The organism is Pseudoalteromonas sp. SaAl2, from assembly GCF_052947895.1.
On record NZ_CM129605.1, the window covers coordinates 2,990,056 to 3,004,752 of the forward strand.

Annotated in this window: 14 protein-coding genes and 2 pseudogenes; 5 read left to right on the plus strand and 11 right to left on the minus strand. The window is 40.4% G+C overall.

What is annotated here, in order from left to right:
* Positions 1 to 9 precede the first annotated feature (9 nt).
* On the plus strand, positions 10 to 306 hold the full coding sequence (locus ACU8V8_RS14105) for a DUF4144 family protein (protein WP_446887923.1): 297 nt from the start codon (positions 10 to 12) through the stop codon (positions 304 to 306).
* On the opposite strand, the gene ACU8V8_RS14110 is transcribed toward ACU8V8_RS14105, so the two are convergent.
* The 6 genes from ACU8V8_RS14110 to ACU8V8_RS14135 form a co-directional block, all read right to left on the minus strand.
* Positions 292 to 1,209 (minus strand): histone deacetylase family protein, encoded by a 918-nt coding sequence (locus tag ACU8V8_RS14110; protein WP_446889649.1) that lies wholly within the window; start codon positions 1,207 to 1,209, stop codon positions 292 to 294. The two genes, ACU8V8_RS14105 and ACU8V8_RS14110, sit on opposite strands and share 15 nt — an antisense overlap.
* 69 nt (positions 1,210 to 1,278) lie before the next feature.
* Complete coding sequence (locus ACU8V8_RS14115) at positions 1,279 to 2,823, minus strand: serine hydrolase (RefSeq protein ID WP_446887924.1); 1,545 nt, start codon at positions 2,821 to 2,823, stop codon at positions 1,279 to 1,281.
* Positions 2,824 to 2,844: 21 nt separating this feature from the next.
* Positions 2,845 to 3,339 carry a gamma-glutamylcyclotransferase family protein gene (locus tag ACU8V8_RS14120; protein WP_446887925.1) on the minus strand — a complete coding sequence of 165 codons (495 nt, stop codon included), beginning with the start codon at positions 3,337 to 3,339 and terminating at the stop codon, positions 2,845 to 2,847.
* Positions 3,340 to 3,351: 12 nt separating this feature from the next.
* On the minus strand, positions 3,352 to 3,975 hold the full coding sequence (locus tag ACU8V8_RS14125; protein WP_087533159.1) for a LysE family translocator: 624 nt from the start codon (positions 3,973 to 3,975) through the stop codon (positions 3,352 to 3,354).
* Positions 3,976 to 3,979: 4 nt separating this feature from the next.
* Positions 3,980 to 4,762 (minus strand): hypothetical protein, encoded by a 783-nt coding sequence (locus ACU8V8_RS14130; RefSeq protein ID WP_446887926.1) that lies wholly within the window; start codon positions 4,760 to 4,762, stop codon positions 3,980 to 3,982.
* A gap of 9 nt (positions 4,763 to 4,771) precedes the next feature.
* Positions 4,772 to 5,242, minus strand: coding sequence for a CreA family protein (locus ACU8V8_RS14135; RefSeq protein ID WP_087533097.1), 471 nt, complete (start codon positions 5,240 to 5,242; stop codon positions 4,772 to 4,774).
* A 122-nt stretch (positions 5,243 to 5,364) separates the two neighbouring features.
* Here ACU8V8_RS14135 and ACU8V8_RS14140 point away from each other — a divergent pair, with 122 nt between their 5' ends.
* Both ACU8V8_RS14140 and ACU8V8_RS14145 read left to right on the plus strand, forming a co-directional pair.
* Positions 5,365 to 5,952 carry a hypothetical protein gene (locus ACU8V8_RS14140; protein ID WP_446887927.1) on the plus strand — a complete coding sequence of 196 codons (588 nt, stop codon included), beginning with the start codon at positions 5,365 to 5,367 and terminating at the stop codon, positions 5,950 to 5,952.
* 8 nt (positions 5,953 to 5,960) lie between these two features.
* Positions 5,961 to 6,290, plus strand: a complete 330-nt coding sequence (locus ACU8V8_RS14145) for a 5-carboxymethyl-2-hydroxymuconate Delta-isomerase (protein ID WP_421961927.1) — start codon at positions 5,961 to 5,963, stop codon at positions 6,288 to 6,290.
* Between the two features lie 53 nt (positions 6,291 to 6,343).
* Here the strand turns inward: ACU8V8_RS14145 and zapE are convergent, their stop codons facing one another.
* Entirely contained in the window at positions 6,344 to 7,444 is a 1,101-nt protein-coding gene (zapE, locus tag ACU8V8_RS14150) for a cell division protein ZapE (protein ID WP_446887928.1), read from the minus strand.
* Between the two features lie 63 nt (positions 7,445 to 7,507).
* Here zapE and rsuA point away from each other — a divergent pair, with 63 nt between their 5' ends.
* Together rsuA and ACU8V8_RS14160 are read left to right on the plus strand one after the other, a co-directional pair.
* Positions 7,508 to 8,206 carry a 16S rRNA pseudouridine(516) synthase RsuA gene (rsuA, locus tag ACU8V8_RS14155; RefSeq protein WP_446887929.1) on the plus strand — a complete coding sequence of 233 codons (699 nt, stop codon included), beginning with the start codon at positions 7,508 to 7,510 and terminating at the stop codon, positions 8,204 to 8,206.
* 114 nt (positions 8,207 to 8,320) lie between these two features.
* Positions 8,321 to 9,949: a methyl-accepting chemotaxis protein gene (locus ACU8V8_RS14160; RefSeq protein ID WP_446887930.1), complete on the plus strand. Its 1,629-nt coding sequence runs from the start codon at positions 8,321 to 8,323 to the stop codon at positions 9,947 to 9,949.
* A gap of 64 nt (positions 9,950 to 10,013) precedes the next feature.
* Here the strand turns inward: ACU8V8_RS14160 and ACU8V8_RS14165 are convergent.
* The 4 genes and pseudogenes from ACU8V8_RS14165 to ACU8V8_RS14180 form a co-directional block, all read right to left on the minus strand.
* A pseudogene (locus ACU8V8_RS14165) lies at positions 10,014 to 10,786 on the minus strand (YggN family protein).
* A 110-nt stretch (positions 10,787 to 10,896) separates the two neighbouring features.
* Positions 10,897 to 12,267 carry a Gfo/Idh/MocA family protein gene (locus ACU8V8_RS14170; RefSeq protein ID WP_446887931.1) on the minus strand — a complete coding sequence of 457 codons (1,371 nt, stop codon included), beginning with the start codon at positions 12,265 to 12,267 and terminating at the stop codon, positions 10,897 to 10,899.
* Positions 12,268 to 12,402: 135 nt separating this feature from the next.
* On the minus strand, positions 12,403 to 13,476 hold the full coding sequence (locus ACU8V8_RS14175) for a phosphotransferase enzyme family protein (RefSeq protein ID WP_446887932.1): 1,074 nt from the start codon (positions 13,474 to 13,476) through the stop codon (positions 12,403 to 12,405).
* 49 nt (positions 13,477 to 13,525) lie between these two features.
* Positions 13,526 to 14,406, minus strand: a pseudogene (locus ACU8V8_RS14180) (nucleotidyltransferase family protein).
* Between the last annotated feature and the right edge of the window lie 291 nt (positions 14,407 to 14,697).

Sequence of the window (14,697 nt, forward strand, 5' to 3'; positions counted from 1 at the left end):
GGACAAATAATGAGTGACTTTCAGCCACTATTACTAATTTATGATGATGAAATAGATATCATTAAACATGCGAATGATATTAATGAGCTGCTCTATGGTATGGGTGAAAAACAAAAAGAAACCGTGGTTTTATTAGGTAAAAATACAGGCTATACAAACCTTTCAGGCCATCAAACTAAAGCGTTATCAAACGAGGAACTCGCTGAGCTTATAAAACACTACTTAGCGAAAGAAGGACAATGTTGCCTTGGTAAAATAGCAACACTGACCCCTGCTCAAGCATTTACATTACTAGCTATCGACTAACGCTTTTACATGAGCGATTGCGCTTCTACCAAGAGCTGAAAGCGCATAACCTCCCTCAAGGTAAGAGATAATCCCCCTACAACCTAACTCCTTGCAAAGGATGGCAAGTCGCTCTGTCAACCAAGCGTAATCATCTTCAACAAATTTTAAGCTTGCCATATCATCTTCTAGGTGAGCATCAAAACCTGCACTAATAAAAAGAAGCTCAGGCTGAAACGCACTGAGTTTAGGTAACCACTGTTGCTCATATAATGCTTTTAAATCTGAACCATCACTGGCAATCGGCAGCGGTGAATTAACCAGCGTTGCGTTATTCTCAACTGCGGTATTGGGATAGAATGGATATTGAAATAACGAACAAAACAACACAGAATCATCATCAATGAAAATATCTTGGGTGCCATTCCCGTGGTGAACATCAAAGTCAACAATGGCAATACGCTTCACCCCTTTGCTTTGTGCATACTTTACCGCAATGGCCAAATTGTTATAAACACAAAAACCGGCAGATGTCGCGCGAGTAGCATGGTGACCTGGCGGTCTAACCGAGCAAAAAGCGGCATCGAGGTTACCAGCTAAAATTTCATCAACAGCAAGTAACCCTGCACCTACAGCACGTTCAACCGCTTTTTGAGAGTCAGGGCATAACCATGTGTCACCATCAAGTGATACAAGGCCTTCATCGGGTAAGGTATTTTCTACGTGTTTTACCAGCGATTCTTCATGGGCCAATAAGTAATGTTCACGCTGTGCTTTTGGAGCCTGCTTTTGTTGTATTGCGATATCGAGTCCACTTGCCAATAAACGATCTGCTATAGCATCTAAACGTTCTGGGCACTCAGGGTGATCGTCAATCATTTTATGTTTACGACAATGTGGATGAGAAATAATCGCGGTGCGCATACTAAGCTCCAAATAAGTTAATCGAGCCATAATAACAAAGCCACCTAATGGTGGCTCTGCGACTTTGGTTTACTTTGCTTGTAAATTTAGGTTTCTAAAATCAAAGCTAAAGTCTGTAACCGACGTTGATACTGCGCGCATATCTGCACTTTGTACACGATTCTTAGGACTCATTTGAAACTGAATAAATGCATCAGCTTCTAATAACTTCTCATCCCATTTCACAATAAAGGTATTACCTGTGTAATGCTCAAGCTGCCCTTTTAAACGTTTAGTATGGGTAAAGTCTATTCGTAACTTGCCATCTAATTCCTCTATGATCACATCACCATACCAATCATCATGTAACGTGCCTGTATAACTGATATTTGGTAGTTGTGGCTGATAATCTGCCGGGGCTTCAGGCTTTGCATTTGCGTACGCTTTTTGTTTACCTTCAAAGTGTTTTTTTGCTAAATCTTCAACCCAATCTTTATCTTCAAGGTCAAAGGCATCCTCTAGCACTTCGTAAGTAATCGCAGATAGTGCGCTAAAAGCTTGCTGATTACTGAGAATGACAATCCCTAGATTTTTCTCGGGCACCAAGGTTACCTGCGATACCATGCCTAAAATCCCACCGCCGTGTGCAAGCTTTTTAACCCCGTGGAAGTCTTCAATACTCCAACCTAAACCATATCCCCTAAACTGTTGGTGATACGCTTCATACGCTTTTTCTGACGCCATAGAAGTAATATGTGGGTGCCACATTTGCGCTTGCTGTTTTTCACTAAAGAGTTGCTCACCATTTGGCATCTTGCCACCAGCAAGTTGCGTACGAAGCCACTGGCTCATATCACTAACACTTGATGCAATTGCTCCAGCACCACGAAAGTCTTCTAAGTAATTAACAAAAAATGGATTTAATTTCCCATCCATAGGAATATGACCCGTCGCCCAGTTTTTATTGCTACTTGGGATACGTGAAAACCCAGCGCGTGAGCTTTCCATTTTTAGTGGCTGCAAAATATTCTTCTCGATATAATCGTTCCAGCTCATACCCGATACTCGGGCAACCACTTCGCCTGCAGTGACAAACATTAAGTTGTTATAAGCATATTTACTACGAAAACTGCTCGCAGGTTTTAAGTACTTTAAACCTGCTAAGATTTCTTCTACTGATTTATCAGTATCAGGCCAGATCATTAAATCGCCTTGACCTAAGCCTAAACCACTACGGTGACTCAATAAATCACGGATGGTCAGCTCTCGGGTGACATAAGGGTCGTATAAACGAAACTCTGGTAAGTGATCAATCACTTTGTCATCCCAGCTAATTTTTTCTTCGTCAACTAATTTAGCTAACGCAGCGGCGGTAAATGCCTTTGTATTAGAAGCTATGCCAAATAAGGTATTTTTATTTACTTTATTGCCTGTATCTAAGTGACTAACACCAAAGCCTTTAGCAAATACCACTTTATCATTTTCAACAACAGCGACAGCCATCCCTGGGACATCAAAGCGTGCCATTGAATTTTCAATCACTTGATTGAGCTGTTTAGTGTCTATCTCAGCATGGCTATTAAATGCAAAGCCAGTTAACAATGAGGCTGCAATGGCGAGTTTTGTTAATTTCATAACATTCCTTGGCGTGTTTTTTTATTGTTGATGTACGGCAAACTCAACAGCTGCACGTACTTTATCGCTATCTTGGCGGGTGGGCCGAGATTTTATTTTTTCACTGTACTCATTTGGCAAGCCCGCTTCAAGCGCTCCGCGATGAACGTGTTCTATGTACCAGTCATAGGGTAGGATTGTTGCATCTGTGGTATTTGCAATATAGCAATGTGCTGGTATTTTTTCGCCATCAAGCAAAATAACTTCAACATCAACACAATCGTAACGCGGCCCTTCAATGCCATCGAGAATTTCTTTTTCTGCGGGAGTTAATTGATAAACAACACCATACACTTGCGCCCCAGGCTCAACACTTTCTTTAATACTGCACTTACCAGACCCATCAAGACTGACCATATCAAATGTTAACTCATACCCCATTAAGCGTGCGGTCCCCATGCGTTTAACTTCAGGAAGACGTGCTAATAAGCGATTTGAGGACATATTTGAGCCAAACGAAAAATTATAAAGTGCCATGCTTGTATACTCCTATAAAACTACGCGTATTGCTAATGCGATTAGAATCACACCTATACCCCGATCGAACCAATAACCACTTTTTTGAAAAAATCCACGTACATTAGATTTAGATAACACCAATGATAAAAATGAAAACCAAAGCCAGGTTGCTACTGCCATGTACAGACCATAACCTGCTTGCACCAAAAGCGGTGTTGTTTGACTGATCACCAAGGTAAATAACGACATAAAGAATAATGTCGCTTTGGGGTTTAGCGCATTCGTTAAAAAGCCTCGACGAAACGCAATCCAGACTGATTCTTCACTTTGCGTTTGTGATACTTCTTCGCGAGTATTTTCTTCAGGTTTAGCACTTCGTAACGCTTGAAATCCTATATACGCTAAATAAGCGCCTGCTAAGTATTTTAATGCCATAAATACAGAGGGTGATTGAGCTAATAATACCGCTACTCCCAATAAGCAATAACCCACATGCAGCAAAATCGCCAAGCCTACGCCAAAGCTAGTCCATAGCGCATTACGCCGTCCGTGTTGAATGCTTTGTTTGAGCACAATTGCAAAATCTGGCCCTGGGCTTGCTACAGCAAAAAAATGAGCTAATGCGATCAGTAGAAATTCATCTAAGTAATTCAAAAGTTCACCCCGCTTTTTTATCATCAAGAGCTAAAAGCAAAGGGTTTGCTGTGTCATTGATTACAGCTTTAATTTCTTTTTGCGCCTTTTTAAATTGACTGCGTAAATGAGGCTTTAAATACTTTTTAGAATCATTATGCCCTTTAAAGTGACACACAAGAGCATGCATAAATAACGTTTGTGACTCGTTTAATGCCGCCTGCCTATTAGCATACGGGTTATAACAAGAGCCACACCCACCTTTAAATTGGTAAACGGTATTACTCATCATTACACCAAAGCCTAAAAAGCACGCTAATGCATCGCTAGCTTGTGGTAAAAACTCTTTACCGCCAGGAGGAAAAACACCAACATGGTGAATCATAATGGTGCCTAGGGTCCCTGCAAAACTCGCCACTAAATCTTGTGGTTGGTTTATCTGATTTGGGTTAAAAGACACATTAACTTTATGGGGAGGGGGTACAATTAATTGGCTCGCTTCGCCACGTAAGTGTTCATTAAATGCAAAATGCGGAAATACTTGTGGTTTTAATTGTGCAGGTCCTACAAGTTGAATAGGCCATGTCTGCATACCAGCATAACCCACCACACGTTCAAATACCTTACTAGCCATTTCTTCAATACTTGATACAGGGTCTGGAAAGCATTGATAGTTAGGCAGCACTAACTGGGTATTATTAATAAAGTAATCACTGCCAAAGTTTTCAATAGCCCACATAAAAGTGTCTATTAACCATTGTTGTTCTTGTGTGTCCAGCAAGGGCTTAGATTTAAATAACGCTAACATAAAGTGCTCTTATTCCTGCTCTTGTGCCCATTGCCAAGCTTGCGTGTTATACAAAGGTACCGTCGATAATGCATGATGATGACTACCTGTAGACTCTTTAGTTGAATACGATAAATACAATAGACTACGTGTTTGTGCATCATAGATTCGACGTACTTTTAGCGATTTAAATAAAATACTTTTTGACGATTTAAAAACCACTTCCCCCGATTTACTGCGATCGATACCTTGAAGTTGTTCAGCAGTAATAGGACCCGTTTGGCGACACGCAATTGACATATCCGAAGGGTCTGAAAAATCTAAATTAGCTTCAATATGACTAATGTGGCAAGTCACCCCTGTAACCAACGGATCTTGCTGAGACACGACCTTAATATCTTTAGTGGTAAATAACCCTAAACTTACTGATGCAGCATCGTCTGAGCACCCTGCTTGTAAAGCTAATAAACCTAATAGACTAATGACTTTTAATGATTTCATACCATTCCTTTAATTCAATGTGTCAACAAATCCACTACAATAGTGCGCTGCGTGGTTACATTTTAATAATAGCTATGCTTCAATAGTAACTGAAAAATTCTTCAACAACGAGCTGCAATATAATGAAAAAAATACTCATCCTGCTGTGTTTTTTATCTGCCACGGCTTTCGCCCAAGATGATTACTCTGTAAGCCTCTATGCGGGTAAAAACTTTAGCCAAACATTAGAAACCAAAGAAGCACTCAAGGTTGAAGTGAATGACGGCAACCACTTCGCTTTTAGTATTGATCGTAATATTGACCGTGCCCGCTATGGCTTTTACTTTGCACAAAGTAACAACGAACCTGAAAACACAGAGGATAAAGAAGTAACCATGAAATACTTTTTATTCCAAAGTGCGGTTGAAGTCGCGTTAAGTAATCATATAAATAGCTATGTAGGTGCTCAAGTGGGCGCCAATTATGTACAAACTAATTTTACAAGTAATGACGTATTCTTTGCTAGCGGCTTATATGGCGGCATTGAATATTTGTTTAGTGATACAGCCCGAGTTTTATTTGAAACCCGCTGGTTGGCAACTATAGTTAACAACGAAAGCACGGTTAACTGCACTTTGCCCACCGACGAAGATGATCAATGTTTATGGCATTTCGATGGCGACGTACTAAACCAATTTCAAACAAGTTTAGGTTTTACTTACCGATTTTAGGAGCCCTCATGCCCCATGTTGTGATCGAACACTCTGAAGACTTACCACTTTTACCACAAGTTTTAGTTGATAAAGTGCATCAAACGACCTTTGAGAGTGGTTTATTTGAACTATCGACCATTAAAACCCGCGCCATCGCCTACCAACATTATCAATTGGGTGAAGGTAAAGACGGCTTTATCTATATCGCGGCTTATATAATGGCAGGTCGAACAACAACAGAAAAACAAGATCTCAGTGAGCGATTACTTAACTGCCTGCGCACCTATTGCAGAGAATCCTACAGCTTAAGTGTTAATATTTATGAGAATAACAGCGACACTTACCGAAAGTGTTGAGCTCTTTGTATGTTTTAAGTTTAGATATATTTATAGTTAATGATTATTCTCTGTCACCAGCTTTGCATTTCGACTAATCTGGATTCTGTTCGTGCATATTCAAAGGCTAACTTTTTACCGCAATATAAGTTAGCCATATCAACTTGGGTGCTTATAACTAATAATTTACCTCGGTCATAAAACTCATCAACTAAGGCTATAAAGCGTCGCGCTTCATCATCTAAAGTATGCTCTTGTAAGTCTTGCTTCTCGCGTTGATAGCTGTCTTCAATGCCATGCACTATCTGCTTGCCTGTTGCCCTACTTCCCATGACGGGAACATTCGCAATATATACTCGTTCAAAATGCTCTGCTAAAAAAATATAATCAGCAGTGCTTCTCGGTCCTGAACACAAAGCCATGAAATCAAACAGAATAGCCTCTTTTGCTAGATGTATAAAGTGAATAGGCCGATGACATACATTTAAATTAGAGTGCGAATTGAGTTTAATTTCACGTTGTTCAAAGAGCATCGTAAGTGCTACATCATCATTAATAAAATAATACTTAAATTGATGACCATACCGAAAACGATGATCGCATTTCCCTTCTACACTAATCACTTTACAGTGCTCTTTGAGTAAATTTATAGTTGGTAAAAAGCGCGCTCGTTGTAGGCCGTTCCTATACAATTCGTCAGGATGACAGTTTGAGGTTGCAACAAGAATAAGTCCCTGCTTGAAGAGTGCTTTGAATAACCCAGCCATCAGCATAGCATCACCAATATCACTAACAAAAAACTCATCAAAGCACAAAACGTTAACACTATGGCGCCATTCTTTAGCAATGATTTCTAATGGATTTTTACTGCCTTGTAACTGCCCTAGCCGTTGATGAATTTGTGCCATAAAATGATGAAAATGCAGTCGTATTTTTTTATCATCACTTAACTGATGATAAAATAAGTCCATCAACATCGACTTTCCACGGCCTACCGGACCATGTAAATACACGCCCCGAACCTTTGGTTGTGTTTGCCACCAAACACGTTTTTTAACTAAACTTTCAGCAAGACTTTGCAAGGCATTGACCGCTGTTAGTTGAGCTTGATCATACTGTAACTCTTTTTGCTCTACACGCTGCTGGTAGGTGGCTAAAATTTGTATTTGTGACACTGTTCTGGCTGCTTACTATCGGCTATACTCGCGCCATTGTAGCCGACTAAAAATGTGAACCCAATGAAATTTCCATGTCGTTTAGATAAATTTATTAGCCACCTAGCTCAAATACCGCGCAGTAAAGCAAAAGCAGGAATAAAGCAAAAGAACGCAACGATAAATGGTGTAACTGTAACCGCATTTGATCACCCAGTTAGTCAAACTGATGAAGTGTTATGGTTTGATGAAGCCTTGATATTTTTAGGAAAACGCTATTTTATGCTCAATAAACCGGCGGGTTATGTGTGTGCCAACACTGATGAGTTACACCCAACCGTTTTTGACTTGCTCGACGAGCCCAACATGAATGATTTTCATGTTGCAGGCCGCCTTGATATCGATACCACAGGGCTAGTTTTAATTACCAATGACGGCGATTGGTCACACAAAATCACTTCACCTAAACACAATAAATTCAAGACTTACTTAGTTGAAACCCAAGAGCCACTGACTGATGATGCACTTGCGCAGCTTCGCCAAGGGGTACAATTACACAATGAAAAAGATCTTACTCGGCCAGCTAAAGCAGAAGCCTTGGCCAGCTACAGTTTACGCTTGTCGATCAGTGAAGGTAAATACCATCAAGTTAAACGAATGCTTGCCGCTGTAAATAATAAAGTAGTTGAATTGCATAGAGAAAAAATAGCAAACATTGAGCTTGACCATTATCTTGCTCAAGGAGAATATCGCCCCCTTACAGAACAAGAGCAACAACTTTAATATAATCTTGATAATATTTCATGATAGCGTTGTCATTTTTTATTAATAAAAACTAACAAATTGACGAAAAACGTGGTAGAAATTACTAAGGCATACATGATAAGGGGTTACATTGTGCACTCAGGTCTACCACTAAAAACAAAAATAGCGATCTTTGCAATTGCAATTTTTATTGCATTAATCGCAATTGCAATATTAGGATTACAATCATTAAGTCATGCAAGCCAAAGCGATAACATTGCGCGAATAAACCAACTTATGAAAAGCACCAGTAACATCGTGTTGCAATTTGAAGAGATGGTAAAAAAAGGTCAATTAAGTAATCAAGAGGCCCAACAATTAGCAACACAAGTGTTACAAGAGAACAAATATCATGACTCTGAGTATGTTTATGTTGTTGATGATAAATTAAACTTTATAGCCGCCCCTCATGATCCGCAGCTTCACAATACCAGCTTTAATGACTTTAAAGATGCCAAAGGCAACAGTATTGGACGAATAGTTGAACGATTAGTTGGTAATAAAACAAACACAATTATTACGTATCACTGGGATTCTATCAGAGACGGAGACACTGTTAATTTAACCTCAGTTGTACAGAAGACCCCATTATTTGGCTGGTATATTGGCACTGGTATCAGTGAAAAAGAAGTTAATGAACGTTATTGGAATACCGCCAAGTGGTTACTTGGTCTGTCCTTAATTATTGCAGTTGCACTAACTATTGCAATAGCTCGCTTTGGTATTTCATTGAGCAATGCACTCGGTGGTGAAGTTGATGAAGTTATTGATATTGTAAAACAGGTATCTCGAGGCAAATTAAACTCACATATTCGAACCGATGCGCCGCCAGAAAGTATTATAGCTGCGATGCATTATATGCAACAGGGCTTACGAGGTGTCGTTGGTAGTATTAAAGATGTAACTGACAGCCTTAAAAGTCAAAGCGTAGATAACGAATCACGCTCTACTGAGCTTGATAAGCTAACCCGTAGTCTAAATGAAGAAACCCACATGGTTGCCTCAGCAATCACCGAGCTTACAGCATCAGCGCAAACAGTGGTTGAACATGCCGAGCAAGCAGCCCACTCGGTGCAAGAAGCTGAAAGCCAAGGTCAAAACGCAAATCACTTAACCACAGAGGCTGCGGATACCATAGTTCTTTTAGAGCAACAAATTGATAGCGCTGGCAATAACATCCAACTTCTTGATGATGAAGTAAATAATATCGCAAATGTGCTAAGCGTTATTCAAAGTATAGCTGAGCAAACCAACTTACTTGCGCTTAATGCAGCGATAGAAGCCGCACGAGCGGGTGAACAAGGCAGAGGCTTTGCGGTGGTGGCCGATGAAGTTAGAGGGCTTGCACAGCGCACTCAAACCAGTACAGAAGAAATACGTAACATGATTGGCAAACTTCAAACCGCCACCCAAGATGCTAAGACCTCTGTTAACCTAAGCATTACTACTAGCGAACAAACCGTTGCTAAATCAAAACATGCTAGTGAGGAGCTGCAACGGGTTGCTTCGTCATTAAGTGCCATAGCACAAATGAGTCATCAAATAGCGATTGCAGCAAAAGAACAACTTGACGCTGGTGAAGATACAGCAAAACGAATCGTGACTATTTCAGATACAGCCTCACAAACTGCTGATGTATCACATCAAGCGCATGCAGCAACAGATTTAATTAAAGGGCTAACCAATAATTTGGAGGCTGAGACTGATAAGTTTAGGTCTTAGTTAGCTTTTAGGTAAATACCTTCCCTAACAAAACCCGCTAAATAAACGCGGGTTTTTTATTGTTTTACGATTTTATTTGTACTAGGTCGTAGTCAGCAAGGTCTGGCACGATCATTTGTAAACGTGACTCTGTTACATCTAATGAGTTTAAACACTCACAATACTCAGAGGCTTTAAGCTCAAGCTGATGCGCTTTTTTTTGCAACGACTTATCAATTTCTTTCGAGATAATATCCATCCGCTGGCCCATGTCATTAATACGATCCTCGATGTTACCTTCGCGAGATTTAAATGCGTCACCCAGCGATACTAAAATAGCACCTAATGAGCCATGAACTGCAGAGTGAATTTTTTTACTTATCTCTTCGGTAAAAAAATCATCAATTTTAGATAGTGATTGTGGCGCAATAAAAAGAAATCATCGCCACGTTTAAACTTATCCATTAATGCACGCTCAACGTATTGTAATTGTGTTTTCAGCACTTCAGGCTCTTTATCTGACATACCTTCAACAACTTGCTCAATGGCGCTTAAACCGAGGTTAACACCATCTGTAGCGAGCTCTACCAGCTCAGGAACAGTATCTCGTATTCCTTTACTGAACTGCTCCAATACTTGGCTTTCTTCATTACTTAAATCTATCCAATAACCGCGAATAAAAAGTTGGTTATTATTATTTATTTGAACTCGTGTTTGCCCTTTATCGACAATACGAATGACGTCATCGGTGATGATAAGACCGTGGCTAAGTTCAACTTCACATTGAGCTTGAGAAAAAGCGAAAGGGCTTGAAAGTGCTATAAACAACGCCAATATCGACCGAGATAAAAACGCCATAAACACCTCAAAAAGACAAAGAATGGAAGGCGGCTAGGTTAACAAAAAACCAATTTTATGCAAGAAAAACTAGCTAGAACACATTTGCTCTAGCTAGTTTCAAAAGAGTGTTAACTCACAATCCCAAGTGGTTGTGCTGTTTGCCATGCTCCACGGGTAAAATCAGGAATATCAATCGATGCACTACGATTACCTACAGATTGGGCTGATAGTGGAGATATAACTGACCAAGCGGCACCATCGTATACATCTTGATCTAAAGGTTCGCCATTGCGTAAACAATAAATCATGCGCCAAAACATTAAGAAATCCATGCCCCCATGGCCACCATTGCGTTGTGCTTCCTCGCCCATTTTAGTCCATAATGGATGGTCGTATTGTTTATACCAATCAGCCATTTCATAATCCCACTCATGAAAGCTTTTATAGCCGCCCTCCTCAAGTGCAATTCGGTTAGGGAAGCCGGCGAATACACCATTGGTGCCTTGAATTAAGTTATGACGAGAATAAGGCCTTGGCGTAGTTGTATCATGCTGTACCATGATACTGCGTCCTTTCACTGTTTTAATCAGTGTTGTGTTCATATCACCAGCTATATAGTTAAGCTGATTGCGCTGATGTCCCTCGGGAAACTCTCGTTTGGCATAAGCTTGACGACCCAGTGCCGGTGAGCTCATTGAAGTTAAAAAGTCAAAACGGTCACCACGGTTAATATTCATATATTGAGATACTGGCCCTAAGCCGTGAGTTGGGTATAGGTTCCCATCACGCTTAGCATGCCAAGGGGTTCGCCACGACCCTGTTTTATGATCAAGTTCTTTCATTTGCCAACGCAGCTCATGAATGTAAGCCGCTTCACCATGAAGCAACTCACCAAATACGCCTTGGCGAACCATGTTAAGTACCATCAACTCATCACGACCATAGTTGACGTTTTCCATCATCATGCAGTTCTTTTGCGTGCGTTCAGCTGTATCAACAATTTGCCACATTTCATCGACCGTTAACGCCAGTGGCACCTCGACAAATGCATGTTTACCACTGTTCATAGTATCAATGGCCATTGGCGCATGCCACGCCCACGGGGTTGAAATAATGACAATATCGATATCATCACGGTTTAGCATTTGTTGATAAGCTTGATCAGTGCCAGAGTACAGGGCTGGTTTTGCTAGCCCATTCTGGGTTAAATAATTGGCTGAACGTTGTAATACTTCATCATGGGTGTCACAAATTGCCACAATTTGTGTACCATCAATATGGCTCATTCGCTTCACGTGACCAAAGCCGCGTTGACCCACACCAATAAAAGCGACCCTAACCACATCCATCTTCGGGACTACTAAGCCGATAACAGACTGGCCTTGCTGAGCGGGTGTGATAATACCATTATGTGTGTTGCTAGCACAGCCTGTAACCACGCTGGCGGCAGCGGCTGCACTGGCAGCTTTAAGAAAGTCTCTACGATTAAACTGCTTCATTATTTTATCCTTGATTAAGCTCAATGCAACTTACCTAAAATAGGTGATTAGGTAAAGTAGACCAAGGTAGTTCACAAGAAAATGAGATGAATAGGGAAAGTTAAGCCTAGCGTAAAAATACCCTAGACTTAGTAATTAAACATCACTCAAAATTGCTTTAAGCGTTTGCTTTTTTGCTAAAATATCACGGTAAAGGGCAAACTGGTTTTGTGCTCGCTCAAGGTTGTGGCTTTCATGCTTAATAGCAAAGTAATTATCACCATCAATATAATCGGTTAAAAAACGTAGTCCAATCATAAAGGTCATTACTTTAGTGCCAAGCCAAAAGCTTTGCTTTTCTTGCTCGGTGATCAAACCCTTTAGTGGTTCAACATAGCCTTTAACAACAGCAGCGAAAATCTCTTCTCGCACACGTACGTTATCAAGGTTGGTTGAATCTTCTTCTTCTGGAGAGCAAAAAGTGCGTACCATGTCGCCAAAATCATACAACCAATAACCCGGCATGCAGGTATCTAAATCAATCACCGCTTTTGCAACGTGAGACTTATTACAAAAAAGCATGTTATTGATTTTAGTGTCGTTATGGCAAGGCCTTACAGGAACTACACCACGCAATTTTTTTAGCTCATCAACTAAACCAAATTGTGATAAACAAAAATCGACCTCAGCTTGGCAACTCGCCAAACGATTAATAGGGTCTCGCGCAATCACAGATTTTAACTTCTCAGCCCGCATTGCTAGATTATGAAAATCAGGGATAACATGGTGCAACTGCTCGGCATCAAAATCTTCTAATGCCACGGCAAATTGGCCAAATGCATTGGCGGCAATTTCTGCTTGCGAAGTATTCGCTACTACATCTTCACTATAACTGCCGCCAATAAATTCGAGTGCGCGCCACACACCATTATCACAATTTACTAAGAAATCGCTCGCCTGAGTCGGTACATGACGAATAATGTCTAAGGCATAGTCACCTAGTTGATGTTTTTGCGATAAATGACCTTCAATTAAACGTGCGTTCTTAACCAACATTTCAGGCTCAGGAAACACCTCAGTATTTAGCTTTTGCACAACCAAGGATTTATTTTCAGCAGTTAACAGCATGGTACTATTAATATGGCCATTGCCGATTGGCTTCATACTAACGAGTTCATTGCCCAAGCCAAAACTCTCAGACAAGTAAACCGCAACGGGGTTAGACTTCATACTTATTTCACTATTATTCCGCCCAGAACAGGGCAATATCGGGGATAACTCATCCATGGCGTAGCTCATATAACTTTTCTGCAACTTCCTGTAATTCTGATTTATATGTCACGCCATACCAAGGCTCTTGTGCAATATATACAGACACTTTTTGTTTTTTTGTTAAAATTAACTTTTGTATTTGATCAGGTAAATAATACTCTTTTCTGACACCGCTGTCATGTTTTTGCAAGAACTCAGCAAATCCATGCTCTAAACTATCAAATAAAGTCGGTGTAATCCCCCAAAAGCTCATCGAGCCCAAAGCATTATCAGCTATTTTCTCTCGAATGCCAGTGGGTGTATCCCCCATCAAATCTCCATTTTCATCTTTTATATTTAAATACTCAACCACTCCCTGAAGGCACTCACTTTGAATTTGGCAAACACCGCGGTTCACCCCCCTTCAGCGGATAAAGTATCAGCAATAGGATAGCCGACCATGGCCCAATTTGATTGATTTTTAAAATGCTCACTGATTAGTTTGAATGACGTTGCGCCATAATAATCATCAGCGGTGATCACAATCGCAGGGTTATGAATATAGTCTTTAGCACACAATAACGCATGTCCAGTGCCCCATGGTTTCGTGCGCTGCTTAGCTATTTCAGCAAATTTTTTTGGCATTAAATCAATACGCTGCTCTACTAATATTACTTCTAGTTGCGCTGGTAATCGAGGTAGGATTGTGTTCTCAATTTCAGCTCTTACGGCTTGATTAATAACAAGCACAACTTGTGTAATGCCTGCAGCGTAAGCATCTTGAATACTCAGCTCCATAATCGTGCAGCCTAAGCCTGCGATTTCTGCTATTTGCTTATTACCACCAAAGCGACTACCTAGACCACCTGCTAGAACCACTAAACTTAATGCATGTTTTGTACTTTCCATGTCTTACCTAATATTGCTCTATTGTAAATAATTGTACCAGCTTTACTTATCAAATCTAGCCTGTGAGGGAGTTATACCCAAGCCACCTCAAGATGCGAGTTTCAGTTGGAATTAAAAACGATTTAGACAAGGCATTGATTGCAAATAATAGTGGTTCTATTGTTAAAATCAATAACGCAGTATAAATCGCTTTTAAACCAACCCGTTGGGCGTTTCACAGGAACTTACTCTCATCGTTGTTACTTATTAAAAGGGACTGCCATTCTTGCAAAGTAACGCCTTGATATTAAG